Origin of the sequence: Xylophilus ampelinus (genome assembly GCF_003217575.1) — a bacterium.
Classification (GTDB): domain Bacteria; phylum Pseudomonadota; class Gammaproteobacteria; order Burkholderiales; family Burkholderiaceae_C; genus Xylophilus; species Xylophilus ampelinus.
Map to the genome: position 1 here is coordinate 1 of NZ_QJTC01000019.1, position 23,203 is coordinate 23,203.

The 23,203-nt window shown below is 66.6% G+C and carries 20 protein-coding genes, 1 tRNA gene and 2 pseudogenes; 10 read left to right on the forward strand and 13 right to left on the reverse strand.

The window, feature by feature from the left end; translation table 11 throughout:
- Positions 1–111: 111 nt before the first annotated feature.
- The 3 genes and pseudogenes from DFQ15_RS12360 to DFQ15_RS12365 all read left to right on the forward strand — a co-directional run.
- Positions 112–473: pseudogene (locus DFQ15_RS12360) on the forward strand (nuclease-related domain-containing protein); the annotation flags it as partial.
- A gap of 423 nt (positions 474–896) precedes the next feature.
- Positions 897–1,481 (forward strand): hypothetical protein, encoded by a 585-nt coding sequence (locus DFQ15_RS17190; RefSeq protein ID WP_146228746.1) that lies wholly within the window; start codon positions 897–899, stop codon positions 1,479–1,481.
- Positions 1,474–2,385 carry a Kiwa anti-phage protein KwaB-like domain-containing protein gene (locus tag DFQ15_RS12365; protein ID WP_110466323.1) on the forward strand — a complete coding sequence of 304 codons (912 nt, stop codon included), beginning with the start codon at positions 1,474–1,476 and terminating at the stop codon, positions 2,383–2,385. Before DFQ15_RS17190 ends, DFQ15_RS12365 begins: the two co-directional genes overlap by 8 nt.
- A gap of 790 nt (positions 2,386–3,175) precedes the next feature.
- Here the strand turns inward: DFQ15_RS12365 and DFQ15_RS12370 are convergent.
- Positions 3,176–4,369 carry a Fic family protein gene (locus DFQ15_RS12370; RefSeq protein WP_110466275.1) on the reverse strand — a complete coding sequence of 398 codons (1,194 nt, stop codon included), beginning with the start codon at positions 4,367–4,369 and terminating at the stop codon, positions 3,176–3,178.
- A 268-nt stretch (positions 4,370–4,637) separates the two neighbouring features.
- Between DFQ15_RS12370 and DFQ15_RS12375 the strand changes: the two genes are divergently transcribed.
- A complete protein-coding gene (locus DFQ15_RS12375) occupies positions 4,638–5,147 on the forward strand; it encodes a DUF1993 domain-containing protein (RefSeq protein WP_110466276.1) in 510 nt (169 codons plus the stop codon).
- Positions 5,148–5,151: 4 nt separating this feature from the next.
- Here the strand turns inward: DFQ15_RS12375 and DFQ15_RS12380 are convergent, their stop codons facing one another.
- On the reverse strand, positions 5,152–6,093 hold the full coding sequence (locus DFQ15_RS12380) for a GSU2403 family nucleotidyltransferase fold protein (protein ID WP_110466277.1): 942 nt from the start codon (positions 6,091–6,093) through the stop codon (positions 5,152–5,154).
- 116 nt (positions 6,094–6,209) lie between these two features.
- Between DFQ15_RS12380 and DFQ15_RS17895 the strand changes: the two are divergent.
- Positions 6,210–6,413, forward strand: a pseudogene (locus tag DFQ15_RS17895) (VOC family protein); the annotation flags it as partial.
- A 37-nt stretch (positions 6,414–6,450) separates the two neighbouring features.
- On the opposite strand, the gene DFQ15_RS12390 reads toward DFQ15_RS17895, so the two are convergent.
- From DFQ15_RS12390 to DFQ15_RS12400, 3 genes are read right to left on the reverse strand one after another with little or no spacing between them, the layout of a single operon-like run.
- Positions 6,451–7,002 carry a TPM domain-containing protein gene (locus tag DFQ15_RS12390; RefSeq protein ID WP_110466278.1) on the reverse strand — a complete coding sequence of 184 codons (552 nt, stop codon included), beginning with the start codon at positions 7,000–7,002 and terminating at the stop codon, positions 6,451–6,453.
- Between the two features lies 1 nt (position 7,003).
- Positions 7,004–8,011 carry a TPM domain-containing protein gene (locus tag DFQ15_RS12395; protein WP_110466324.1) on the reverse strand — a complete coding sequence of 336 codons (1,008 nt, stop codon included), beginning with the start codon at positions 8,009–8,011 and terminating at the stop codon, positions 7,004–7,006.
- Between the two features lie 6 nt (positions 8,012–8,017).
- Positions 8,018–8,611 (reverse strand): LemA family protein, encoded by a 594-nt coding sequence (locus tag DFQ15_RS12400; protein ID WP_110466279.1) that lies wholly within the window; start codon positions 8,609–8,611, stop codon positions 8,018–8,020.
- 169 nt (positions 8,612–8,780) lie between these two features.
- Between DFQ15_RS12400 and DFQ15_RS12405 the strand changes: the two genes are divergently transcribed.
- The 3 genes from DFQ15_RS12405 (at position 8,781) to DFQ15_RS12415 (ending at position 11,014) form a co-directional block, all read left to right on the forward strand.
- A complete protein-coding gene (locus DFQ15_RS12405) occupies positions 8,781–9,233 on the forward strand; it encodes a YybH family protein (protein WP_110466280.1) in 453 nt (150 codons plus the stop codon).
- A 54-nt stretch (positions 9,234–9,287) separates the two neighbouring features.
- Positions 9,288–10,382, forward strand: coding sequence for a YheT family hydrolase (locus tag DFQ15_RS12410; protein WP_110466281.1), 1,095 nt, complete (start codon positions 9,288–9,290; stop codon positions 10,380–10,382).
- 65 nt (positions 10,383–10,447) lie between these two features.
- A complete protein-coding gene (locus DFQ15_RS12415) occupies positions 10,448–11,014 on the forward strand; it encodes a DUF2946 family protein (RefSeq protein ID WP_110466282.1) in 567 nt (188 codons plus the stop codon).
- 171 nt (positions 11,015–11,185) lie between these two features.
- Here DFQ15_RS12415 and DFQ15_RS12420 read toward each other — a convergent pair whose 3' ends face one another.
- From DFQ15_RS12420 to DFQ15_RS12435, 4 genes are all read right to left on the reverse strand, one after another.
- Positions 11,186–12,055 carry a c-type cytochrome gene (locus tag DFQ15_RS12420; protein ID WP_110466283.1) on the reverse strand — a complete coding sequence of 290 codons (870 nt, stop codon included), beginning with the start codon at positions 12,053–12,055 and terminating at the stop codon, positions 11,186–11,188.
- A 233-nt stretch (positions 12,056–12,288) separates the two neighbouring features.
- Positions 12,289–13,779: an efflux transporter outer membrane subunit gene (locus DFQ15_RS12425; protein WP_110466284.1), complete on the reverse strand. Its 1,491-nt coding sequence runs from the start codon at positions 13,777–13,779 to the stop codon at positions 12,289–12,291.
- Positions 13,766–16,939, reverse strand: coding sequence for an efflux RND transporter permease subunit (locus DFQ15_RS12430; RefSeq protein WP_110466285.1), 3,174 nt, complete (start codon positions 16,937–16,939; stop codon positions 13,766–13,768). The genes DFQ15_RS12425 and DFQ15_RS12430 overlap by 14 nt, the downstream gene beginning before the upstream one ends.
- Positions 16,940–16,951: 12 nt before the next feature.
- Positions 16,952–18,289, reverse strand: coding sequence for an efflux RND transporter periplasmic adaptor subunit (locus DFQ15_RS12435; protein ID WP_110466286.1), 1,338 nt, complete (start codon positions 18,287–18,289; stop codon positions 16,952–16,954).
- Between the two features lie 209 nt (positions 18,290–18,498).
- On the opposite strand from DFQ15_RS12435, the gene DFQ15_RS12440 reads away from it, so the two are divergent.
- Together DFQ15_RS12440 and DFQ15_RS12445 are read left to right on the forward strand one after the other, a co-directional pair.
- A complete protein-coding gene (locus tag DFQ15_RS12440) occupies positions 18,499–19,161 on the forward strand; it encodes a TetR family transcriptional regulator (protein ID WP_110466287.1) in 663 nt (220 codons plus the stop codon).
- Positions 19,162–19,252: 91 nt separating this feature from the next.
- Positions 19,253–19,328 (forward strand) — tRNA-Arg (locus DFQ15_RS12445).
- 92 nt (positions 19,329–19,420) lie between these two features.
- On the opposite strand, the gene DFQ15_RS12450 is transcribed toward DFQ15_RS12445, so the two are convergent.
- The 4 genes from DFQ15_RS12450 to DFQ15_RS12465 are packed head-to-tail and all read right to left on the reverse strand — an operon-like array spanning position 19,421 to position 23,062.
- Complete coding sequence (locus DFQ15_RS12450; protein WP_233504476.1) at positions 19,421–20,089, reverse strand: PqiC family protein; 669 nt, start codon at positions 20,087–20,089, stop codon at positions 19,421–19,423.
- Entirely contained in the window at positions 20,086–21,729 is a 1,644-nt protein-coding gene (locus DFQ15_RS12455) for a PqiB family protein (protein ID WP_110466288.1), read from the reverse strand. The genes DFQ15_RS12450 and DFQ15_RS12455 overlap by 4 nt, the downstream gene beginning before the upstream one ends.
- On the reverse strand, positions 21,726–22,433 hold the full coding sequence (locus tag DFQ15_RS12460; protein WP_110466289.1) for a paraquat-inducible protein A: 708 nt from the start codon (positions 22,431–22,433) through the stop codon (positions 21,726–21,728). The genes DFQ15_RS12455 and DFQ15_RS12460 overlap by 4 nt, the downstream gene beginning before the upstream one ends.
- On the reverse strand, positions 22,430–23,062 hold the full coding sequence (locus DFQ15_RS12465; RefSeq protein WP_110466290.1) for a paraquat-inducible protein A: 633 nt from the start codon (positions 23,060–23,062) through the stop codon (positions 22,430–22,432). Before DFQ15_RS12465 ends, DFQ15_RS12460 begins: the two co-directional genes overlap by 4 nt.
- Positions 23,063–23,203: the final 141 nt, after the last annotated feature.

The window sequence follows — 23,203 nt, forward strand, 5'->3', positions numbered from 1 at the left end:
CCTGATCTGGTCATCTTTGTAGTTTCCTGGACTTGGAAACTCATGGATAACCATTCGTCAACTTAGTTCGGCTTATTTTTGAGACACCACACTAGGGAGGGGCATCCACGCATGGCAACCTTGATTCCCGCCATCGGCAGCTGTGCCGGGCGCATGACCTCCGGCGAACGGCGGCTGGCCGAGCGGCTGGAGCAGAAGCTCGAAGACGACTACTTGCTCTGGTGGGACGTGCCCATCGGCCCCAAGCAGACGCGCCCGGATTTCGTGGTGCTGCACCCCGCCACAGTGCACTGGTTCTGGAGGTCAAGGACTGGCGCTTGGACACAATCCGCAGCGCCACGCGAGAGCGGTTCGAGATCATCCCCGACGGCCAGCCCAAGGTTGTCATGAGCACGCTGCAGCAGGCACGGCACTGCCACATCCAAGTGGTCAACGCGCTGGAGCGGGATCCTCAGCTGGTCGAAGCCAGCGGCCTTTGTAGCCGGGAAAGCTTTGAGCCCATCTTGATCGATCTGCCCACGTTGCTCAAGCAGACGGCAAAGGTGGCTGAGCTATGGCTGATCAGCATGCACATGGGCACGCCTGGTTGAATACGGCTGTGCTGTGTCGACACCACAGTGAGGTGGATATGTGCTCTGCGACGCTTATGCGCAACTGGCTGCCACATGGGTTAGCAAGCGGAAAGGGGATTGCCGGCCTAACGGATATGTCATTCAGGTGATGACGATGCATGAGAGTACAGAGCTGGACTGGAGAGTGGCTTGCGATTCTGCTAGGAATGAATTGAAGGGGAAGGTCTTGTATGGCATCTTTTGAATTGCATGTTTGGTTTGCGTAGAACTACTGGGCAAAATATAGCGCAACTAGTACAAAGAAAATTTGAAAGAATATTGAATATGAAATTTAGAATTTTCCCGGCGTTTTTGGTGTTTTTAGGTTCTTATTTTCCTTTGGCACTAATACTCGCATCGCAGGATATAAGTCAAAAAACATGGGCTGGAGGCATCTGCCAAAAATGGGGCGAATGTAATTTTCCAACGTTTGAGCATCCATGGTTATCAGGGTTGGGGGTGCTTGTGACTGGGCTGTGTCTAATCCTTACATTTAACGTAATTTCAAGAATTCGGCACAAATACACAATCAATGTATCTGAGTCCAAATCAATACCAAGCGAACTTATAAGCTACAGCTTCCCTTATATCGTCTCGTTCATGGGGGTTGATTATGGTTCTCTTGGGAGAATTGCTGGACTTGCAGCGTTTCTGGTTTGGCTTTTTTTGATCACATATAAAGCGAGTCAAATCATCATGAATCCTATTTTGTTAATTTTTGGCTGGAATTTATATGAGGCAAAAATTATGATAAACAAGCACGAGCGCATTGTAAAAATACTAAGTAAAAATATTTTAATCCCTGGGATTTATTGCTGTGGAGATATACAGGGTAACTATATTACAAACGGAGAGTCTTGCAATGTCTGATTTTGTTGAATGGAAAGATTTTGATTACGATTCAGCGAATGTGCAGTTATGGGTTTTCAAGAAAAGCACGACTACTGCAAAATTCCGCGCTTGGCATGTGAGGACAGATACGCAAATCGAGTCGCTTTTTCGGGAAACAATAAAAAATGAAGTTGTTAAAACAACTGAGGAAATTCCTTATAGCCCAATCTCCCAAAACAATGAAAGTAGCTGCCTCTCTCAAGCACTTGGTGAAAGCGAAGGTTTGATTGCTCTTCTTGGAAAAGTGGATGCGCCGGAAAATGAAAATGTCGACGCAAAGCTTAAGCATTTAAAAGGTGCGGCAGGTTATGCCGTTAAATTTCAAAATCTAAATGAAACGGTTTATGCAATCCGAAAAACCGCTCCTACTTGGCGTCCAAAAATTAGAAGCTGTTTGATTAATGCGGTTTTTCATAATGGAGAGCTTTCGGCAACTCCGGAAGAAACTTTTTCTTTCGATTCATTTTTTGATTTCTATTGTTTTAATGAATCAATTTTTATTAAAGCAAAGCGTTCGTATGAAAGCTCGATGTCAGATAAAAAGATTTATCAAACGAATTTTAATGACTTGACTATTGAGCCGAGTTTTGTTGCAATCTTCTCAGACATTCAACCGCTGAAAGACTACGTGGGGACCAACGCAATGCAACTCCGACGCATCACCGTTATCCAGAAAAAAGCATTATATCTTCTTCCTGGATTTTCAAAAAAAGTGCAAATGGTAAATGGGGTTAGAAATTTTGGCCTTAATTTTGATATGACGGGAAAAATAATTCCTTGCGGAAACACTGCTAAAACAATTATGCAAATACTCTTGGATCATCGTTTGTTAAGTGAAATTACAGATATCATATATGATGTTCCTGATGCTGAGGTTGTTTAGCCGTTAATTGCCGAGGATTAAATAAAGTCATTATATCGAGCGAATTCATCCTTGGCCTTGGCGCGAAATGCTCAAGGCGTTATGTCAAGGGAATGAGCTAGCTTCGCCTTTCAATCTTCAACTAAGCGTACCCGTATGCGTGAATTTTTAAGTTAAACGGAGCGCGTCGTGCCGTGATCTGACTTTTTAATGCTAGTTGTAGCATCTTCACGAAGGCCCGCGCGGCCCACTTCCGTTTCACGTCGAATCCCCGCTGCGTATCCACTGCCATGCTGCAGAGGTTCATCCTCAGCGACCCGGCAATGAAAGAGTTTATAGACGACGTGCCGTTGTTCCACGCCCCCTGTGTCCGCTGACCTTTTTTGGACGGACCCCGAGGCGGCATACAGTCGTGCGATGTGTTCATATGAGCATATGAATACACACCGCAGGAGTACTTGGCCAGCAAGCAAGACTTGGTCGAGCCCAACCCGATCTGTTTAATCTACCGCGACGTGATTAAGATGACTATCCAAGTGGTGGTGACGTGTGCGCAGAAAGAAGCAACTGACCGAAATCGCTCATGCCGTGACCGACCGCGTGCCCGCGCCAGACCGCGCGACCGTACTAAGCCGCCATTTTGAATGAACTGCGCCGCCTGCACGAGGGTGTGCTAGCCTGTTACGGCCTGCGACCCTCGGAATTCGCCGCGTGGAAGCTGCGGGTTCGGGGCTGATCGCTTTCTTGGCGCCGCTTTGTTTTTGATAGCTACTTGCCGGCATCAAATAACGCCTAGAGGCCAATTTCGCCCTCAAACATTCGCAGAATCCGCCTCGGCCTCCGGCCACAGCTGCGGAAACATAAAGCGCAGTGCATGCTGCGGCAAACCGAAGCGCACCTTGCCTTGCGGCGAGTCGGAATTGAGCAGCCCGCGCTTCACCAGCGCGCCCAGCGCATCGGTGGCGCCCCGGTCGCTCATGCCCAGCAGGGCTTTGAAATCACCGCGCGGCATCTCTTCTCCGCTCAAGAACAGGTAGTGCAGGCCACGCAGCGCCTCCTGACGCACGCCCTGTTTGCGCACGGTGGCCTCGAACACCAGACAGGCTTCGATGCGGTTCTTGATGGTCTCGAAGTCGAGCAGGCTGTGCATGAAGCGGACTTGGTCCAGGCAGGTGTCCAGCACGTAGTCGGCCCACGCGATCAGGGCCTGCTCGCTCAGGTTGCCGCGCCCGTCCAGATCGCCGCGGCGCAGGCTGTCGGCGTCGGCCAGCAACGCGTAGTAGCGCTCGGTGCTGCGGGCAAAGCCGCGCAGGGGCGACCACAGGCCGCCGGTGTAGCCCATGGCCGTGAGCCAGGTATGGGTGTGCAGCCGCATCACGCGGCCGTTGCCATCGACGAAGGGGTGCACCCAGCCCAGGCGCTGGTGCGCGCAGGCCAGCGCCACCAAAGCCGCCTCGCCCCGGCGCACGCCGCCGTAAAAAGCGGCCCAGCGCTGCAGAAACAGGGGCACGGTGGCGTGCGCTGGCGCCACATGCTGGCCGACGCGCACGTCGCGCTGGCGCAGGGTGCCCGGCGCGATGGGCTCTTGCGCGGGCGTGAGCAGGTCGGCGGCGGGCAGGCGGGCGAACAAAACGCGGTGGATGTCTTGCAGTGCGGCCGGCGCATACAGGGCGGCAGCGCCTTCGGGCCCGGCGTAGCGCTGTTCCAGCGTCTGCTCGGCCTCGATGTGGGCCAGGGCCAGCCGTTGTTTGGCGGCCAGCGTTGCGTCGGTAGAGAAGTCTTGCCGCAGCGCCTGGTCGATCTCATGTGGGCGGGTGTGCTGCCCCTCGATGCGGTTGGTGTAGTACGAGTTCATGTTGCGCAGCAGGCTGCGCAGTTCCGGCGGCGCCCGGGTGCCCGCCAGGGCCGTGGCCAGGCGAGAGAGGTCGTGCGCCTTGGCCAGCAGGGGCTCCATGCGGGCGTCCGCGGGTAGCAGGGGTTCGAACTGGTGGACTTCGGTGTACATCAATCTATTTTGCCAAGATGGATAGTGAATTAAGTACCTGATTCGGAATGAATTATTCCGTTTTTGCCAAAGTTTTTGCTAAGTTTTTTGTAGGGTGCTTTCATTGTTCACTGCGGCCCCACCGGCGCGGGCTACAGTGGCCTCCCTATCGGTGATCCTCTAGCGGCTGCGCACCGCGCCCCGCATCCTGCGCTGCAGTACGGCAGCCTGCCGGTATCGCCTCTCTTTGTTCACCCTCAAAAACCCAACAACCCACCGGCCCCTCCCCATGACCCCCACCCTCTACACCCACTCCGTCCCCGTCCTGAAGCAGATGCTGAAGGCCTTGAAAGCCATCCTCGCGCAGGCGGCCGACCATGCCGCGGCCAAGTCGATCGAGCCCGATGCCTTCCTGCAGGCCCGTCTGGCGCCCGACATGTTTCCGCTGCTCAAGCAGGTGCAGATCGCCGCCGATTTCGCGCGGGGCATCGCGGCGCGGCTGGCGGGTGTGGAGGTGCCGAAGTTCGACGGTGACGAGAAAAGTTTTGCCGACCTCGATGCGCTGCTGGCGCTCACGCTGGCGTTTCTGGACAGCGTGGACGCGGCCCGGTTCGCAGGCAAGGAAACCGCCGAGATCGTCTTGCGCCCCGGCACGCCCAAAGAGAAGAAGTTGAGCGGCCAGGCCTATCTGGCCCACTACGGCCTGCCGCAGTTCTTCTTCCATGTGACGACGGCGTATGCCCTGCTGCGCCACAACGGTCTGGTCATCGGCAAGCGCGATTTCATGGGCGCTTATTGATCGTTCACAGCTGAGGCAGGTACTGCGCTAGAAGCGCCTGCACCGTGTCGGCCTGCAGCACATCGCGGCGGCGTTTGAGGGGGGCGCGGTCGCCTTGCCCGGCCATCCACCGTTTGAACGCTGCGAACGTGGCCGGGTGCACCGTATGCATGCGCGCCATGGTGCCGTTGGTGGCGACGATGACGGCAGAGAAGGCAGGCGAGTCCAGGAGCACATTGGCGCGGCGGGCCTGCGCCACCCAGAAGTCGTCGTCGTCCTCGCTCAGCTTGACGGGGCGCGGGTCGTCGCCGGTTTGCTCGCGGCGGATGATGTCGACTTCGAAGCCGTCCATGTTCACCGCGGTGTACTTCTGGCTTTTGCGGATGCGAAAGCTGCTGTCCACCTTTTTCAGCACACCCAGCATCGAACTGTCGACCCGCGCCAGCTGGGTGACGAACAGGATGCGCTTGCGGGTGTCCCACAGCAGGTCGATATCGCGGGTGGCCAGGGCATCCGAATCCAGGCGCACACCGGCGGCAGCTTCGTAGGCATACAGCGCGTGGGTGCCGACCACCCGGAAATGCGGACTCAAGTGGGTGCTGGCCAGTCGGCCCAGCAATGCCACCACCAGCGGGTCCACCCGGCCCACCCGCAGCGCACGGTTCAGGCGCTGGTGCTGGTCCAGCGCGGCCTTGAGGCCCGTCAGCCGCTCGGCACTGTCGCGTTTTCGCTGGGTAAAGCGCTGGTAGATGGCCTCGGTCTCGGGCGAGCGGGCGCCCAGGCTGGTTTCGGCCCCGGCGGGGGTGGTACGGACGAGATATCGGGAGTCGGGTGCTGCCGTCGGACCTGCGTGCCAGTACATGCCGCCGCGTACCTGATCTGCCTCTGCCTGGGCTTCCTCCAGCGCCTCGAAAACGGACACGGCGTCGGTATATTGACGGGCGATGGCAGGGCTGGTCTCGATCATTTCGGTACGTTTCGCTATTTTTAACTTTTATACCGAAAGTCCATTGATAGCAATAGGTTACTCATCACCGGTCGCGTCGGGGGTGAGCCACTGATCGAGAATCGGGCCTGTCGCGCAACGGCAGCACCATCGGCTTCCTGGCACAGTCGCCGGAGCAGGTCGATGCCTTCCACGCAGCGGGCGTCGCCACGGGCGGCAGTACCTGCGAGGATCCCCCCGGGTTTCGCGAAGGCCCGTCCGGTCGGCTGTACCTGGCCTATCTGCGCGACCTGGACGGCAACAAGCTCTGCGCCTTGCACCGGCCGCCGAAGCCCGCATAAAAAGTGACTGCCGCCGACGTCCGACGCCGACGGCTAGCTACTCTTTCAATAGCGGATTGCCGGAAAGCACCGGCGCGTTGGGCAGCTCGTCGGGCCGCACGGCAGTGCCGCCGGCGGGCGTAGCCTCCAGCGGGAAATGTTCGACCAGCAGGGCCGACACTTCCTCCAAGGCCTGGGTCAGCCCGTCCTCGTAACGCCCGGCGCCGAAGGCGTCGCCCATGTGGGCGACCAGGTGCTGCCACTGGGCGCTGGTCACATGGCGGTTGAGGCCGCGGTCGGCGGTGATCTCGATGGCATGGTCGGCCAGCAGCAGGTAGATCAGCACGCCGTTGTTGTGCTCGGTGTCCCACACCCGCAGCTTGCCGAAGAGGGTGATCGCCCGCTCCCGCGCGGTGGCACCGCGCCACAGGTAGCTGGTGGGCAGGCCCGCCTCGACGCAGATGCGGATTTCGCCGGTGTGGCGTTTCTCGCTGGCGGCCACGCGGCGCATCAGGCGGTCGACCAGCGCCGGCGGGATCGCCCGGTGGGTGTCGCGGTCGTCCTGCCAGCGGTGGCGCAGGATGCGCGCCAGGGTTTTGATCAGTCCCATCTCACCAGTCCCCCGAGGCGCCACCGCCACCGAAATCGCCGCCGCCACCCGAGCTGAATCCACCGCCGCCGCCACCGCCGCTCCCCATGCCGCCCATACCGCCGCTGCTCCAGCCGCCCACGCTGCCGGCGCCGGTGCCCAAATGGCCGGGCAGGGTGTTGCCCAGCGGGCCGGTGCGGGCCAGCAGGCCGAACAGCAGCGCGATGGCGGCCGCGATGCCGGCCATCACCAGGCTCAGGGTGAACAGGAAGGCGATGGCACCGACCAGCGCGCCGCCGGCGATGGCACCCACCGGCCGGCCCAGGAAGCGACGCAGCACCGCCGCCAGCACCGGCACCGCCACGAACAGGAACACCGCCGCATCGAACCATTGGAATCCGATCGGGCTGCGCTCGCGCTCGGTCGGCTCGCCGTCGATCGAGGCCTGGGCCGCATCGGGCCGGCCGGCGTTGGGCGTGGGCAGGGCCTCGGCGCGGATGCGGACCTCCAGCCGGTCGAGGGCTATCGCCAGGCCCGCGGCATAGTCGTCGCGGCGGAAGGCCGGGGTGATGGCTTCGTCGATCACCTCCTTGGCGGCCAGGTCGGGCACCGCGCCTTCGAGCGCCTTGGCCACCTCGATCCGCACCTTGCGGTCGCGCTTGGCGACCACCAGCAGCAGGCCGTCGCCGATCGCCTTGCGGCCGATCTTCCAGGCGTTGGCGACCCGATTGGCGTAGCCGGCGATGTCTTCGGTGCCGGTGCTCTGCACCATCAGGATCGCCACCTGCGAGCCGGTGGCCTGCTCGAAGACCATCAGCCGCTCTTCCAGCGATTTCTTCTGCTCGTCGCTCAGGGTGTTGGTGCCGTCGATCACGTGGCCGCTCAGGGGCGGCACCGGCAGCAGTTTCTGGGCCTGCGCGCCGAGCGGCGCCAGCGCCAGCAGCAGAGCGGCCAGCGCCAGCACGAACAGCGGCCGGACGCGCCGCGCCGGCAGCGCCCGGGGCCATGCGAAATGAAAAGTCGCAGGCATCGGCACTTATTTCTTGGCGGGGCCGAAATCCACCGCGGGCGGGGTGGATATCTGGGCCTCGTTTTGCACCGTGAAGCTGGGCTTGGGCGGGTAGCCGAAGATCTTGGCGGTGAGGTTGGTGGGGAAGCTGCGGGCCTTCACGTTGTACTCCTGCACCGCCTGGATGTAGCGGTTGCGGGCCACGGTGATACGGTTCTCGGTGCCTTCCAGCTGCACCCGCAGGTCGCGGAAGGCCTGATTGGCCTGCAGCGTGGGGTAGTTCTCGGAGACGGCCAGGAGCCGCGAGAGGGCGCCGGTCAGCTGCGCCTGTACCTGCTGGAAGCGCTCGAAGGCCTGCGGGTCGTTCAGCGTCTCGGGCGAGATCTGGATCGAGGTGGCTTTGGCGCGCGCCTCGACCACCTTGGTGAGCGTGTCCTGCTCGAAGTTGGCCTGGCCCTTGACGGTGGCGACGATGTTGGGGATCAGGTCGGCACGGCGCTGGTACTGGTTGAGCACCTCGCTCCAGGCGGACTTGGTCTGTTCGTCGAGGCGCTGGAAGTCGTTGTAGCCGCAGCCCGAAAGGGCGAGCGTGGCGAGCAAAAGCAGGAAGAAACGGCGCATGGAATTCACTCGTGTTGTCGAACGGGAGGGGCAGAGGATAGCGGGCGCGGGCGTACTCTGCCGTTTTCGGGCGGCGGCCGCCGCATCCATTTGTGTCGGGTCGTCCTACACTCGTGGCCCTTGCCACCCCCCGGCGCCGCACCGCGCGCCCCGTCCACGCCCGCTGCCTATGACCACCGCACCGCTCCGCGCCGCCACCGTCGGCGGCACCGCCGACGACATCGAGGCCCTTTTCTACGACGCCCTGCGCAAGGGCGACATCGCCCAGCTGATGGCCTGCTGGGCCGACGAGGACGACATCACCTGCGTCCACCCCGGCGGCCCCCGCATGACCGGCGCCGGCGAGATCCGCGCCGCCTTCGAGGCGATGTTCGCCCACGGCACGCTGCAGGTCCGCACCGAGGGCCTGCGCCGGGTGCAGGCCCTGGCCAGCGCGGTGCATACCCTGGTCGAGCGGATCGTGCTGGACCTGCCCGACGGACGGCGCGAGGCCTGCGTGGTGGCAACCAACGTCTACCACAAGACCGCCGAGGGATGGCGCCTGGTGACCCACCACGCCAGCCTCGGCACCCCCGAGGAAGCCCAGCACACGCCCTTGGGTGCGGCGCCGATGTTGCACTGAGAGAATTCTGAATAAAAAGTGCCTGCAGCCGGCGTCCGGCGCCGACTACATGCTATGAATTATGTAGCGCCTGTCTGGTTGCCCGGCGGCCATCTGCAAACCATCTGGGCCGCCCTCTACGGCCACCGCGGCCCCGGTACGCCGCCGGCCTACCGGCGCGAGCGCTGGGACACGGCGGACGGGGATTTCGTGGACCTGGATTTCGCGGTCGGGGCAGGGGCGGCAGCGGCTGCCGGGCACGCCTCGACATCCTGGTCGGGCACTGCGGTGGCGTCCGCGTCGACATGGGTCTTCCCGTCGCCCGCATCCGCCGAGGCCACCACGGCGCCGACGGCCGACGACCGTCCGCTTCTAGTCCTGTTCCACGGCCTGGAAGGCTCCTCGCGCAGCCACTATGCCGAGACCTTCGCCGCCATTGCCGCGGCGCGCGGCTGGGACTACGTGGTGCCGCATTTCCGCGGCTGCGGCGGCACGCTGAACCTGGCGCCGCGTGCCTACCACTCGGGCGACTTCGGCGAGATCGGCTGGATCCTGGAGCGGCTGCGCGCGGGCCGCGGCCGGCCGCTGCTGGCGGTCGGCATCTCGCTCGGCGGCAACGCGCTGCTGCGCTGGACGCAGGAGGCGGGCGAGGGCGCCGCCCGCACCGTGGCGGCCGTCGCCTCGGTCTGCGCGCCGCTGGACCTGGCGGCCGGCGCCGCCGCCATCGGCCGCGGCTTCGGCCGGTACGTCTACACCCGCATGTTTCTGGCGAGCATGAAGCCCAAGGCGCTCGCCAAGCTGGCCCAGCACCCGGGCCTGTTCGACGGCGAGGTCCTGCGCGCCGCCCGCGACCTGCACGCCTTCGACGACGTCTTCACCGCGCCGCTGCACGGCTTTCGCAACGCGGAGGACTACTGGCGCCGTTGCTCCGCCGGCCCGCACCTGGGGGCGATCCGGGTGCCGGCACTGGTGCTGAACGCCGCCAACGACCCGTTCGTGCCCGTCGCCTCGCTGCCGCCGCCGCCGGGCGATGCACGGGCACCGGTCACGCTCTGGCGGCCCGCGACCGGTGGCCACGTCGGGTTTCCGGCGGGCGCACCGCCGGGGCATGTGCGGGCGATGCCGGAGGCGGTGGCCGGCTGGCTCGCGGGGCAGTTGGCGGCGCGCTGAGGTCCGCCAGCGCCCTGCAGCCATCTGATGCCGCCGCGCCCCGGCCCGCTGCCGATAATGGTCCGATGGACGACATCGTGAAGCAGGCCATCGCCAAGTGGCCCAACGTACCCGACTGCTACGGCTGGCTGGGCCTGGACGCCCGGGGCCGGTGGTTCATGCGCGACGACGGCGCCCAGGCGGCGGGGCCGTTCGCCGGGCCGGGCGCGACCGAGGCCAGCCGCGGCGCGCTGCTGCGGCACGAGCAGCTGGTCGGCTTCATCCAGCGCAACTACGAGGCCGATGCCGACGGCCGCTGGTTCTTCCAGAACGGGCCGCAGCGGGTCTATGTCGAGCTGGCGGCAACGCCCTACGTCTGGCGCGTGGCCGAGGGCCTGGCGGTGAGCGCCCACACGGGCACGCCGGCCCGGGTGCGGCGCTGCCTGGTCGACGAGCAGGGACGCGTCTACCTCGACACCCACATCGGCTTCGGCCTGGTGCATTCGCTCGACATGGCGCTGGTCGGCGACGCGGTGGAGCAGGGCCTCTGGGTGCCGCAGGAGGTGCGGTCGGCGGATCTGCCGCAGCGCTTCGGCTACATCCCCAGCCCTGCGAAACAGCCCTCCCCCAAGCGCACCGGCATACCCGGGTAAACAGCGGTCGCCCATGAAAAAGCCGGTCGCAAGACCGGCTTTTTCCCCAACCCCGTCCCGCACGCCGCTCCCCCCTCAGGGATGCCGCGGATCCGGCTCCGCCGGTCCGCCGGCATCGCCCCCTCGCAGGGGGAAGGCGAAGACGCGGAGCGCGCAGCCTGGGGGTGGTCTCTACTTGACCGCCGCCGCCATGTATTCGACCACGGCGCGGATTTCGGCATCCGACGCCTGGGTGCCGCCGCGCGGCGGCATCGCGCCCTTGCCGGCGATGGCGATCCTGGTCATGCCGTCGATGCCGTCCTTCAGGCGCTCGGCCCAGGCGGCCTTGTCGCCGAACTTGGGCGCACCGGCGACGCCGGCGGCATGGCACAGCTGGCAGGCCTGCTTGTAGAGCGCCTCGCCGGTCGCGGCGACCGGCACGGGGGCCGGCGTGGTGACGGTGGCTGCTGCGGTGGCGGCCGCGGCGGGCGCGACAGGTGCCGCCGCCATCGGAGCCGCAGTTGCAGCCGCGGGGGCGGCGCCGTCTGCGGCCGCTGCCGGGGCTGCCGCACGGTCGGGCACCGGGAACGTGGCGCCGGCCGCGTTGGCCATGTAGACCACCGCACGACCGATTTCCACGTCGTCGAAATCGCCGCCGCCCTGGGGCGCCATCGCGCCCTTGCCCGCCAGGGCCGAATGCAGCAGCGCGTCGTAGCCTGTCTTGATGCGGGCGGCCCAGGCGCCGGCGTCGCCGAACTTGGGAGCGCCGGCCACGCCCGCGCCGTGGCAGGTCACGCACTGGGCCTTGAAGACTTCCTCGCCGCCCTTGAGCGGGCGGTTGGCGTCGCGGATCTCCACCGTGCCGACGCGCTGGATTCGGGCGTCGGCCGCCTTGGCGAGGTCGCCGGCGCCGGCGGCGGGCTTGTTGGCGGACACCACGAACATCACCAGGCCGATGATGATGAAGATCGGGATCACGAACGAGAAAAACACCGTGATCAACAACTGCTTCGGATTCTTGACCGGGCCGCTGTGGACTTCTTCCTGGATGGTGTCGATCATGGCGTCCTCAATATGGATCGGGGGCTTTGAAAAATCAACCTTTCATTATAGACAGCGACCCCCCAAAACGCCCCCTTTTGGCGCCCTCTGCGGGTCTCCCCCAGGGTGCGCGCACCCCGGGCCGGCAGGGGCGAAAGCCGCCGTGCCGGACATGGAAACGCCGGCACGGGGCCGGCGTTCCAGGGGGAGACGACACCTGCATCCGGCCGTCGCCGGGAGCAGGCCAAGCGCGGTCAGCGCGTGGCGGTCGGCGCGCCCGGTGCCGCCGCGGCCACCGGCACCGCGGGCGGCTCGGTCCAGCCGCCGCCCAGCACCCGGTACAGCGTCACCTGGTTTTGCAGCTGCAGCAGGCGCGTCTGCACCGCCAGTTGCTGCGCGGTGAAGAGCGAGCGCTGGGCGTCGAGCAGGTCGAGGTAGCTGGAGACGCCGTTCTTGTAGCGCAGGTCCGAGAGGTTGAGCCGGATCGATTCGGCCCGGGCCTGGGCCTGCTGGGCGCGAAGCTGCTCGCCCAGCGTGGCCCGTCCGGCCAGCGCGTCGGCCACTTCGCGGAAGGCGGTTTGGATGCTCTTCTCGTACTGCGCCACCGCGATGTCGCGCCCGGCGGTGGCCGAGGCCAGGCCGGCCCGGTTGCGGCCGGCGTCGAAGATCGGCAGCAGCAGCTGCGGCGCCAGGGTGAAGCCCCAGGAGCCGCTCTTGAACAAGCCGTCGAGTTCGCTGCTGGAGGTGCCGGCCTGGGCGGTGAGCGCGATCCGGGGAAAGAAGGCCGCGCGCGCCGCGCCGATGTTGGCGTTGGCGGCCAGCAGCTGCTGCTCCGACTGGCGGATGTCCGGTCGGTTGACCAGCAGCTCCGACGGCAGCCCGGCGGGCAAGTCGGCCAGCTGGGGCGCATCGGCCAGGCGCAGGCGGGCGGTTTCGGCGCGCAGGTCCTCGGGCAGCGACTGGCCCAGCAGCAGCACCAGGGCGTTCTCGTCCTGGGCGCGCTGGCGCAGCTGCTGCGCCAGGGTGGCGCGGGCGGTCTCGGTCAGCGACTCCGCCTGGCGAAAGTCCAGCTCCGAGGCGACGCCGTTGTCGAGTCGCAGCCTGGTCAGGCGGATCGACTCCTCCCGCGTGGCGACGGTGCGGCGCGACAGGTCGATCAGCTCCTCGTCGGCCAGCAGCGCCAGCCAGCCGTTGGCGACGGCCGAGACCAGGCTGATCTGCGCGGCCTTGCGGCCCTCGTCGCTCGCCAGGTACTGGGCCAGCGCCTGCTCCTTCAGGCTGGAGAGCCGGCCGAAGAAGTCGATCTCCCAGGCGCTGACGGCCAGGCCGACGCTGAAGGAGTTGGTCAGGTTGCCGTTGACGACGTTCGGCGCCCGTTGCGCGGTCGACGACAGGTTGACCGCCGGGAACAGGTTGGCGCGCTGGATCTGGTACTGCGCCCGCACCTGCTCGACGTTGAGCATCGCCAGCCGCAGGTCGCGGTTGTTGTCGAGCGCCAGGCCGATCAGGCGGCGCAGCCGCTCGTCGGCGAAGTAGTCCTGCCACGGCAGGTCGGCGGCGCGGGCCTCCGGGGCCTGCGAAGTGCCGGCGGCGGCGAATGCCACGTTCGACGGCCAGTCTGCCGCCACCGGCGCCTCGGGTCGTTCGTAGGCCGGGATCATGCTGCAGCCGGCCAGCAGCACGGCGGCCGCCAGCAGGCCCAGCGAAAGGGGCGCGCGCGACACCCGGCGATCAGACTTGTTCATCGTTGGCATGGCCGCCCCCCATTCCCGCATGCTTGGCATGCTCTTCATACATGTGTTGCTGGCGCTTGCTGCCCCTGAAGAAGGAGCGCACCACCACGAAGAAAACCGGCACGAAGAACACCGCCAGCACCGTGCCGGTCAGCATGCCGCCGATCACGCCGGTGCCGATGGCCCGCTGGCTGGCCGAGCCCGCGCCCGATGCCAGGAACAGCGGCACCACGCCCAGCATGAAGGCCATCGAGGTCATCACGATCGGGCGGAACCGCAGGTGGGCCGCCTCGAGCGCCGACTCGACCACGCCCTTGCCGGTCGCCTGCAGGTCCTTCGCGAACTCGATGATCAGAATCGCGTTCTTCGCCGACAGGCCGATGATGGTGATCAGCCCCACCTGGAAGTAGACGTCGGCGTTGTACTTGCGCAGCAGGGTGCCGAGCACCACGCCCAGCACGCCGAGCGGCACCACCAGCAGCACCGCCACCGGGATCGACCAGCTCTCGTAGAGCGCGGCCAGGCACAGGAACACCGCCAGGATCGAGAAGCCGTAGAGGATGAAGGCCTGCGAGCCCGCCAGCTTTTCCTCGCGCGAGATGCCGCTCCATTCGAAGCCGAAGCCCGCGGGCAGCTTCTGCGCGATCTTCTCCATCGCCAGCAGGGCGTCGCCGCTGCTGTAGCCGGGGGCGGCGTCGCCCTCGATCCGCATCGCCGGGTAGCCGTTGTAGCGCACCGTCTGCATCGGGCCGGCTTCCCAGCGTGTCGTCGCGAAGGCCGACAGCGGCACCGGCTGGCCCTGCGCGTTGGCCGCGTTCAGGCGCAGGATGTCGTCGGGCTGCATCCGCTCGGACGCCTCGGCCTGCACCACCACCCGCTGCAGCCGTCCGTTGTTCGGGAAGTCGTTGATATAGGCCGAGCCGAGGTTGGCCGAGATCGTCTGGTTGATCGAGGCGAAGCTCACGCCCAGGGCGTTGGCCTTGTCGCGGTCGATCTCCAGCCGCAGCTGCGGCGCGTCCTCGATGCCGTTGGGCCGCACCTGCGCCAGGGCCGGGTCCTTCGACGCCATGCCCAGCACTTGGTTGCGCGCGGCGACCAGGGCTTCGTGGCTGTTGCCGGCGCGGTCCTGCAGCATGAACTTGAAGCCGGTGCCGGTGCCCAGTTCGGGAATCGCGGGCGGCGACAGCGGGTAGATGAAGGCGTCGCGGATGCCCGAGAGCGCTCCGAAGGCGCGGCCGGCCAGGGCGGAGGCCGAATTGCCGGCCTCCTTGCGTTCGTCCCAGGGCTTGAGCGTCACGAAGGCGAGCGCCGCGTTCTGGCCCTGGCCCGAGAAGCTGAAGCCCAGCACGCCGACCATGCTGGCCACCTCGGGTTGCTTCAGCATGAAGCCCTCGACCTGCTCCATCACCGCCACCGCGCGCTGCTGGGTCGCCCCCGGCGGCAGCTGCACGTTCACGATGATGTTGCCCTGGTCCTCGTTGGGCAGGAAGCCGCTGGGCAGGCGCAGGTACAGCACGCCCACCACGCCGAGCAGCAGCAGGTAGACGATGGCCGAGCGGCCGGTACGGCGCAGCATCCGCGACACGAAGCCTTCGTAGCGCTTGGCGCCACGGCTGAAATGGCGGTTGAACCAGCCGAAGAAACCGCTCTTCTCATGGTGGTGCCCGGCCTCGACCGGTTTGAGCAGCGTGGCGCAGAGCGCCGGCGTGAGCGACAGGGCCAGGAAGGCCGAGAACGCGATCGAGGTCGCCATCACCACCGAGAACTGCCGGTAGATGTTGCCGACCGAGCCGGAGAAGAAGGCCAGCGGGATGAACACCGCGATCAGCACCACGGTCACGCCGACGATGGCCCCCGAGATCTGCGACATCGCCTTGCGCGTGGCCTCCAGCGGCGGCAGGCCTTCCTCGCTCATGATCCGCTCCACGTTCTCCACCACCACGATCGCATCGTCCACCACGATGCCGATCACCAGCACCATGCCGAACATCGTCAGCACGTTGATCGACAGGCCGAGCGCCAGCATCACCGCCACCGTGCCGGTGAGGGTCACCGGCACCACGATGGTCGGGATGATCGTGTAGCGCCAGTTCTGCAGGAACAGGAACATCACCAGGAACACCAGCACGATGGCTTCGACCAGCGTGTGCGCCACCTGGGTGATCGAGATCTGCACGAACTCGGAGCTGTCGTACGGGATCTGCCACTTCACGCCGGAGGGGAAGAATTTCTCGAGTTCGACCATGCGCGCGCGCACCGCCTTGGCCACGCCGAGCGCGTTGCCGGTGGGGGTGAGTTGCACGCCCATGCCGACCGCCGGCTTGCCGTTCAAGCGGGCCGAGGTGGCATAGGCCTGCGCGCCCAGCTCGACACGGGCCACGTCCCTCAGCCTGACGGTAGCGCCGTTGGTGTTGGCGCGCAGCACGATGTTGCCGAACTGCTCGGGCGAGGTGAGCTGGCCCGACACCACCACCGTGGCGGAGATCGCCTGCTCGGCGATGTTGGGCAGGTCGCCGATCGAGCCGGCCGAGACCTGCGCGTTCTGCGCGGTGATCGCGCTGGTGACGTCGGCCACCGACAGGTTCAGGCCGGTCAGCTTGGTCGGGTCGATCCAGATGCGCATGGCGCGCTCGGTACCGAAGAGCTGGACCTGGCCGACGCCGTCGATCCGCTGCAGCTCGGGCACCAGATTGCGGGATGCGTAGTCGCCCAGATTGATCACGTCCTGCGCCGGATCGTCCGACGACAGCATCATGAACAGCAGGAAGTTGTTGCGCGACTTGTCGACCCGCACGCCCTGCTGCGTCACCGCGGAGGGCAGCCGGGGCGTGGCGCGGGACAGGCGGTTCTGCACGTCCACCTGGGCCAGGTCGGGGTTGGTGCCGGGCGCGAAGCTGAGCGTGATCGAGCCGGTGCCGTTGGCCTGGGCCACCGTCTCCATGTAGAGCAGGCCGGGCGAGCCGTTCATCTCGCGCTCGATCACCGCCAGTACGCTGTCTTCGAGCGTCTTGGCCGAGGCGCCGGGGTAGGTGGCGTTGACCACCACCGCGGGTGGCGCGACCGCCGGGTATTGCGCGATCGGCAGCTGCGTGACCGCGACGCCGCCTGCCACCAGCAGGAAAAGGGCGATCACCCAGGCGAAGATCGGCCTGTCGATAAAGAACTTTGCCATCGGTGCCGCTCCTTATTTGGTCGCCGGCGCGGTGGCCGGTTCGGCGGCCTTGGCGGCGGAGCCGGCATCGGCAGCGGCGGGTGCGCCGGCGGCCGGGGCCGCGGTGCCTTGCGCGGGGGCTGCGCCCGGCGCGGCGGGAGCGGCGCCCTGCGGTGCCGGCGGAGTCCACGGCACCGGCTTCACCGGTGCGCCGGGCGACAGCATCTGCAGCTTCTGGAAGCCGTCGACCATCACCTGCTCGCCGCCCTTCAGGCCGTCGAGCACCACCCAGTTGGCGCCCTTCGAGTCGCCCAGCACCACCTGGCGCTTGCTCATCTTGCCCTCGGCGTCGACCAGCGTCACCGTGTCGCCGTCGATGGTGCGGGTCACCGCCTGCTGCGGCAGCAGGATTGCGTTCTTGGCCTGGGCCTGCTCCAGACGCACCCGGACGTAGAGGCCCGGCAGCAGTTGGCCGGTGGGGTTGGGCACCTCGGCGCGCAGGGTGATCTGGCCGGTGGTGGAATCCACCGTCAGGTCGGAGAACAGCAGGCGGCCGTCGCGGCCGTATTCGCTGCCGTCTTCCAGCACCACCCGGATGCTGGCGGCTTCGGCGCCGCTGGCGCGCTTGAACTTGCCGCTCTGCAGCGCGTTGCGCAGCTTCATCACCTCGGTGGCCGACTGGGTGAAGTTGACGTAGACCGGGTCTATCTGCTGGATCACCGCCAGCTGGGTGCTCTCGCCCTGGCCGACCAGCGCGCCTTCGGTCACCAGCGCGCGGCCGATGCGACCGGCGATGGGGGCGGTGACGCTCGCGTAGTCGAGGTTGATCTTGGCGGTCTGCACCCCGGCACGGCCCACCGCGACGTCGGCCGCGGCCTGCTTCTGCGTGGCCTGGGCGTTCACGTAGTCCTGGCGGCTGATCGCGTTGGCCTCGACCAGCGGCTTGTAGCGCTCGGCCGTCGCGGTGGCCTGGGCCAGGTTGGCCTCGGCGCGGGCGAGCGAGGCCTGCGCGCTCTGGAAGGACGCGGCGTACGGGGCGGAGTCGATCTGGAACAGCGGCTGGCCGGCCTTCACGTCGCTGCCTTCCTTGAACAGCCGCTTCTGCACGACGCCGGCGGCGCGGGCACGCACCTGCGCGATCCGCGAGGCCTCGACCCGGCCGGGCAGCTCGGTGACCAGGCCCACGTCGCCCAGCTGCACCGTCACCACGCCGACCTGGGGCGGCGGCATGCCGCCGCCCGGAGGCGTGCCGGCGGCGGGCGCCGCGTCCTTCTTGCCGCAGCCGGCCAGGAGCAGCACCAGCACCGCCGCGACGGCGAGCGTGGTGGGAGTCAGGGACAGGCGGGGCGGGGCATCGCGCAAGGCAAGCATTGGAAATCCTTCCAGGGGGTCGGCAGAACAGTGCGGAAACGAAAGACGGCAGCGGTGCCAGTCGCACTGCTGCCATCGGGATAGGGAAAACATGTGCAGTATACATACAATCGTGAATGTATAAAGACGGCAATCGCTGCCGCCACGTCCCGAGGCAACGGGATTTACCCCGGCGAAAGCCAAGCAAATTTCACACCGAAAGCCGCCGCATGGCCCGTAGAACCAAGGAAGACGCCCTCGCCACCCGGTCCCAGTTGCTGGACGCGGCGGAGCGGCTTTTTCACGACCAGGGCGTCTCCCGCACCGCCCTGAACGACATCGCCGTCGCCGCGGGTACCACCCGCGGCGCGATCTACTGGCACTTCAAGGACAAGGCCGACCTGTTCAACGCGATGATGGAGCGGGTGACCCTGCCGCTCGAGAACGCCATCGACCGGGTGGGCGCGGATCCGCAGGACGACCCGATCCAGCAGATCCGCGACGCGCTGCAGCATGCGCTGCGCGTCATGACCTACGACGCGCAGGTCCGCACCGTGTTCGAGATCGCGATCCACAAGGTCGAGTACGTCGGCGAACTGCGGGCGGTGCGCGATCGGCACCTGGCTGTCCGCACCGAATGCCTGGCCCGCATGGTCGACGGTCTGCGCCTGGCTTTCGCCCGCGCCGGCCGGACGCCGCCGATCACCTGCGAGATGGCCGCCCACGGCCTGCACGCGATGGTCGACGGCCTGATCCAGAACTGGCTGCTGCGGCCGGACGAGTTCGATCTGCAGGCCGCCGGCGCCGCGGTGTTCGACATCTACCTGGCCGGCATGGGCCTGGGGCCGGCGGTCGCGGCGGCGGTTCCGGCAGAGGGCCCGGCGCCTATTTGAGGTGCGACGTGTCGTGGCTTCGGGCCTTTTGCGCCAACGGGCCTTCCGATAGGCGATAATCCCGGGCTGCCCGGATTCTTGCCTGGCACATGCGGCTGTAGCTCAGTGGATAGAGTATTGGCCTCCGAAGCCAAGGGTCGTGGGTTCGATCCCCGCCAGCCGCACCAGTTTTTCGATCGGTGACGACCACCTGCCATGCGTGGGTCGTCACCCTTCAGTCGGAGGGGAAGGCGCTGCCGCCTTCGTCACCCCTGCACTGTCAGGACATGCCGCCCGGCGCAGGGCAGCGCAGCGTCCGTGCCTCGCTCGCCGCCGCATCGGCCGACGCGATCGCGTCGGCGATGGTCTCGGCGAGCCGGGCGGCCACTTCTCCCGATGCCTTGGCCAGCGCGGGCATGCCGGCGCCCGCCGCCACCGACGTGTCGAGCCGGCAGTCGAGCTGCTGCGGCGTGCCCGCGCGGCGCAGCGTCCAGGTGAAGGCGCCGTCGACCCGCTCGCCCTCGACCGCGTCGAACCGGGCCACCTGCACCGCGATGCGCCACGGGCGCAGGCCGGCGGCGGCGGGCGTCTTGCTGGCATCGATCGCGCCCAGGCGCGTGGCGATGCCCGACGACAGGGCATCCCGCAGTTCCTTCTCGAACGATGCCGACCAGCGGTGCTGCTCCAGCACCTGGACCTCCGGGCTCGCGGCCGAGGTGCGCACCACCATCTGCGGCCGCGCCAGCCGCTCGGGCACGCCGACCGGCAGCACCTCGATGGCCATCGTGGAAGCGGCCTGCGGGGCAACGGCCGGCGCCGTGCGCAGGGCAGCCGGGTCGGACAGCGTGTAGAAGCGGTCGGGCTGACCGGCGCAGCCGGTGGCCAGGGCGCAGACGGCGAGGGCCAGGCCCCATGCGGGCCGGCGGGACGGGATGGATGCAGATTTCACTTCTTGTCCTCAGGCTTGCCGCGCAAAAGCGATTCGGGGTGGCGTTCCAGGTAGTCGGTCAGCACCCGCACCGAGGTGGCGGTGCGCGACAGGTCCTGCAGCGTCTGCCGCAGGTCGGCCTGCAGCGGTGCGTCGGACGCCAGCATCTGGTTGGCGCTGTCGATGGTCTTGCGGGCATCCTTCAGCGCGGCGGTGATCTCGGGCGACACGTCGTTGTTGAGCGTGCGCGTCAGCGTCTCGGCGCCGACCAGGGCCTTGTCGAGCTTGGCCAGGGTGGCCCGCACGTCGCGGCCGATCTCCTCGATCGGCACCTTGTTGACCTTGCCGACGATCTCCTGCACCTGGCTTTGCAGTTCGTCCAGGCTGTTGGCCACGGTGGGCAGTTCCAGCGGCACCTTGGCCAGGTCGATCTTCGCGGCCGGCGACTTGGGGAAGAAGTCGAAGGCCACGTACAGCTGGCCGGTCAGCAGGTTGCCGTTGCGCAGCTGCGCGCGCAGGCCCTTGTCGACCAGGATGCGCAGGCGTTCTTCATGGGTGCGCCTCGATTCGGGCGCGGTGCCGCCGCTGCGCTGCCGCAGCCGGTCGGGGTAGACCTGCACCAGCACCGGCATGCGGAAGTCGCGCTCGGTGCGCGAGAACTCGGCGCCGATCGACTTCACCTCGCCGATGTCCACGCCGCGGAAATCTACCGCGGCGCCGGGCTGCAGCCCGCGCAACGACTGGTTGAAGTACAGCAGCAGCGTCTGCGCCGGGCCGTCGGGCTTCTTCATCGCGGTGGTCTCGTCGCCGGCCAGGCCGAAGGTGGTGTTCTCGGCCGCGACCGGGCCGCCGCCCTCCTCTGGCGCGCCGAAGGCGATGCCGCCCAGCAGGATCGAGGCGAACGACTGTGTGCGCAGCGTCACTCCGGAAGAACTGAGCTGCATGTCGATGCCGCTCGCGTGCCAGAAACGGGTATTGGTGCCGACGAAGGTGTCGTAGGGCGCATTCACGAAGATGCGGATGGTGACGCCGCGGCCGTCGGGGTTCAGTTCGTACGAGGCCACCTGGCCGACCCGGATGTGCCGGAAGTAGATCGGCGCGCCGATATCCAGCGAGCCGATGTCGGCCGCGCTCAGCACGAACTGCTTGCCCGACGCGTCGCGGGTCACGATCGGCGGCACCTCCAGGCCCACGAAGGAGCTGACGGTGTTCTCCGCCGTGCCCGGGTCGGCCGAGATATAGGCGCCCGACAGCAGCGTGCCCAACCCCGAGATGCCCGAGGTGTCGAGCCGCGGCCGCACCACCCAGAAACGGGTGTCCTCGGTGGTGAAGCCCCTGGCGTCCTCGCTCAGCTGCAGCACCACCCGCACCTTGGAGCGGTCGCGGTCCAGGCGCAGGCTCTGCACCACGCCGATCTGCACGTTCTTGTAGCGCACCGCCGTCTTGCCGGCCTCCAGGCCCTCGGCGGTCTTGAAGCTCACTTCGATCTCGGGTCCGCGGTTGACCAGCGCTCGCGCCACCAGCGCGACGCCGACCAGCGCCGCCACCACCGGGATCAGCCAGATCAGCGAGGGCAGCCAGTTGCGCCGCCGGGTGATGCGGGGGGTGGCCGCGTCGGCGGCGATGTCGGGGGGTGAGGGGGGGGTGCCGTGGTCGGTCATGGAGTGGCGCTTTCCGGGCGCGGTGGGCCGGGCTGGAAGTACCAGCTCAGTTTCGGGTCGAACGTCAGCGATGCCAGCATGGTCAGGACCACCACCGCGCCGAAGGCGGCGATGCCGGGCCCGGCGGTGATCTCGGCGAAGCCCTGGATCCGCACCAAGCCGGCCAGCAGCGCCACCACGAACACGTCGAGCATCGACCAGCGGCCGATGAACTCGATCACGTGGTAGAGCCGTGCCCGCTCGGCGCGCCGCCAGTCGCTGCGCCGCTGCGCGGTCACCAGCAGCACGATCAATGCCACCAGCTTGAAGAGCGGCACCAGGAAGCTCGCCACGAAGATGATGGTGGCGACGCCGTAGGAGCCGCTCAGCCAGAAGAAGACCACGCCGCTCATGATCGTGTCCTGCTGGGTGCCGAACAGGGAGCGGGTGACCATCACCGGCAGCAGGTTGGCCGGCAGGTACATGATGCAGGCGGCGATCAGCAGTGCCCAGGTGCGGTTCAGGCTGTCGGGCTTGGAGGTGTGCAGCCGGCTGCCGCAGCGCTGGCAGGTGTCGCCCTCGTGCGCCTCCTGCCAGACGGTGCCGCAGCGGCGGCAGGGCAGCAGGCCCAGGGCGCGGGCGGTCGGGACCTGCAGGTCCTCGTCCTGGCGGGCCAGCACGTCCTCGCCCGGCTGCCAGCGACGCGGCGCCTGCTGCGCCGTCATGCCGCGGACCCGCCGGGTTCTGAGCCGAGCTGCCGGGACATGTCCCAGAAGCCGCGCGGATCGAAGGACAGCACCATGGTCATCAGCACCGTCAGCGCCACGAAACCCCACAGCGCCGGACCCGGCAGCACCGTGGCCAGGCCCGAGAGCTTGACCAGCGCCACCAGCACGCCCAGCAGGAACACCTCGACCATGCCCCAGGGCCGCAGTGTCTGCAACGTCTGGACGACGGGCACGAAGCCCGCCGGCCGGCGGCGGCGCGCCAGCGGCACCAGCAGCCAGACCAGGGACAGCATCTGCAGCAACGGGAATACCAGCGTGGTCAGCATCACCAGCGACGCGACCAGCAGCTGCCCCTCGGTCGCCAGCGCCACCACCGCGCCGGTCAGTGTGGTGCGGCTGCGCAGTCCGCGCAGCTCGATCTCGACGATCGGGAAGACGTTGGCGACCACGAACATCGCCAGGCTCGCCAGCGTCAGCGGCAGCAGCCGGTGGCTCTGCTCGCCCGACGGCCGGGCGAGTTCGCCGCCGCAACGGGAGCAGCGCGCCACCTCGCGCGGGCGCAGTGCCGTGCGGCGGTACACCGCGTCGCAACTCTCGCAGACGATGAGGTGAGGTGCTTCGATCATGGGCGGCAGCGGCGTCGGAAGGGGAGGCCGTGGTGCGGCCCGGGCGGCGCGAACCATTTCGCACCGCCGCGAGTATCGCTCCGCACCGTCAATACCGTGTAGCTCCTTGCCGATGCCACCTGCAATGGAAACTCACACGGT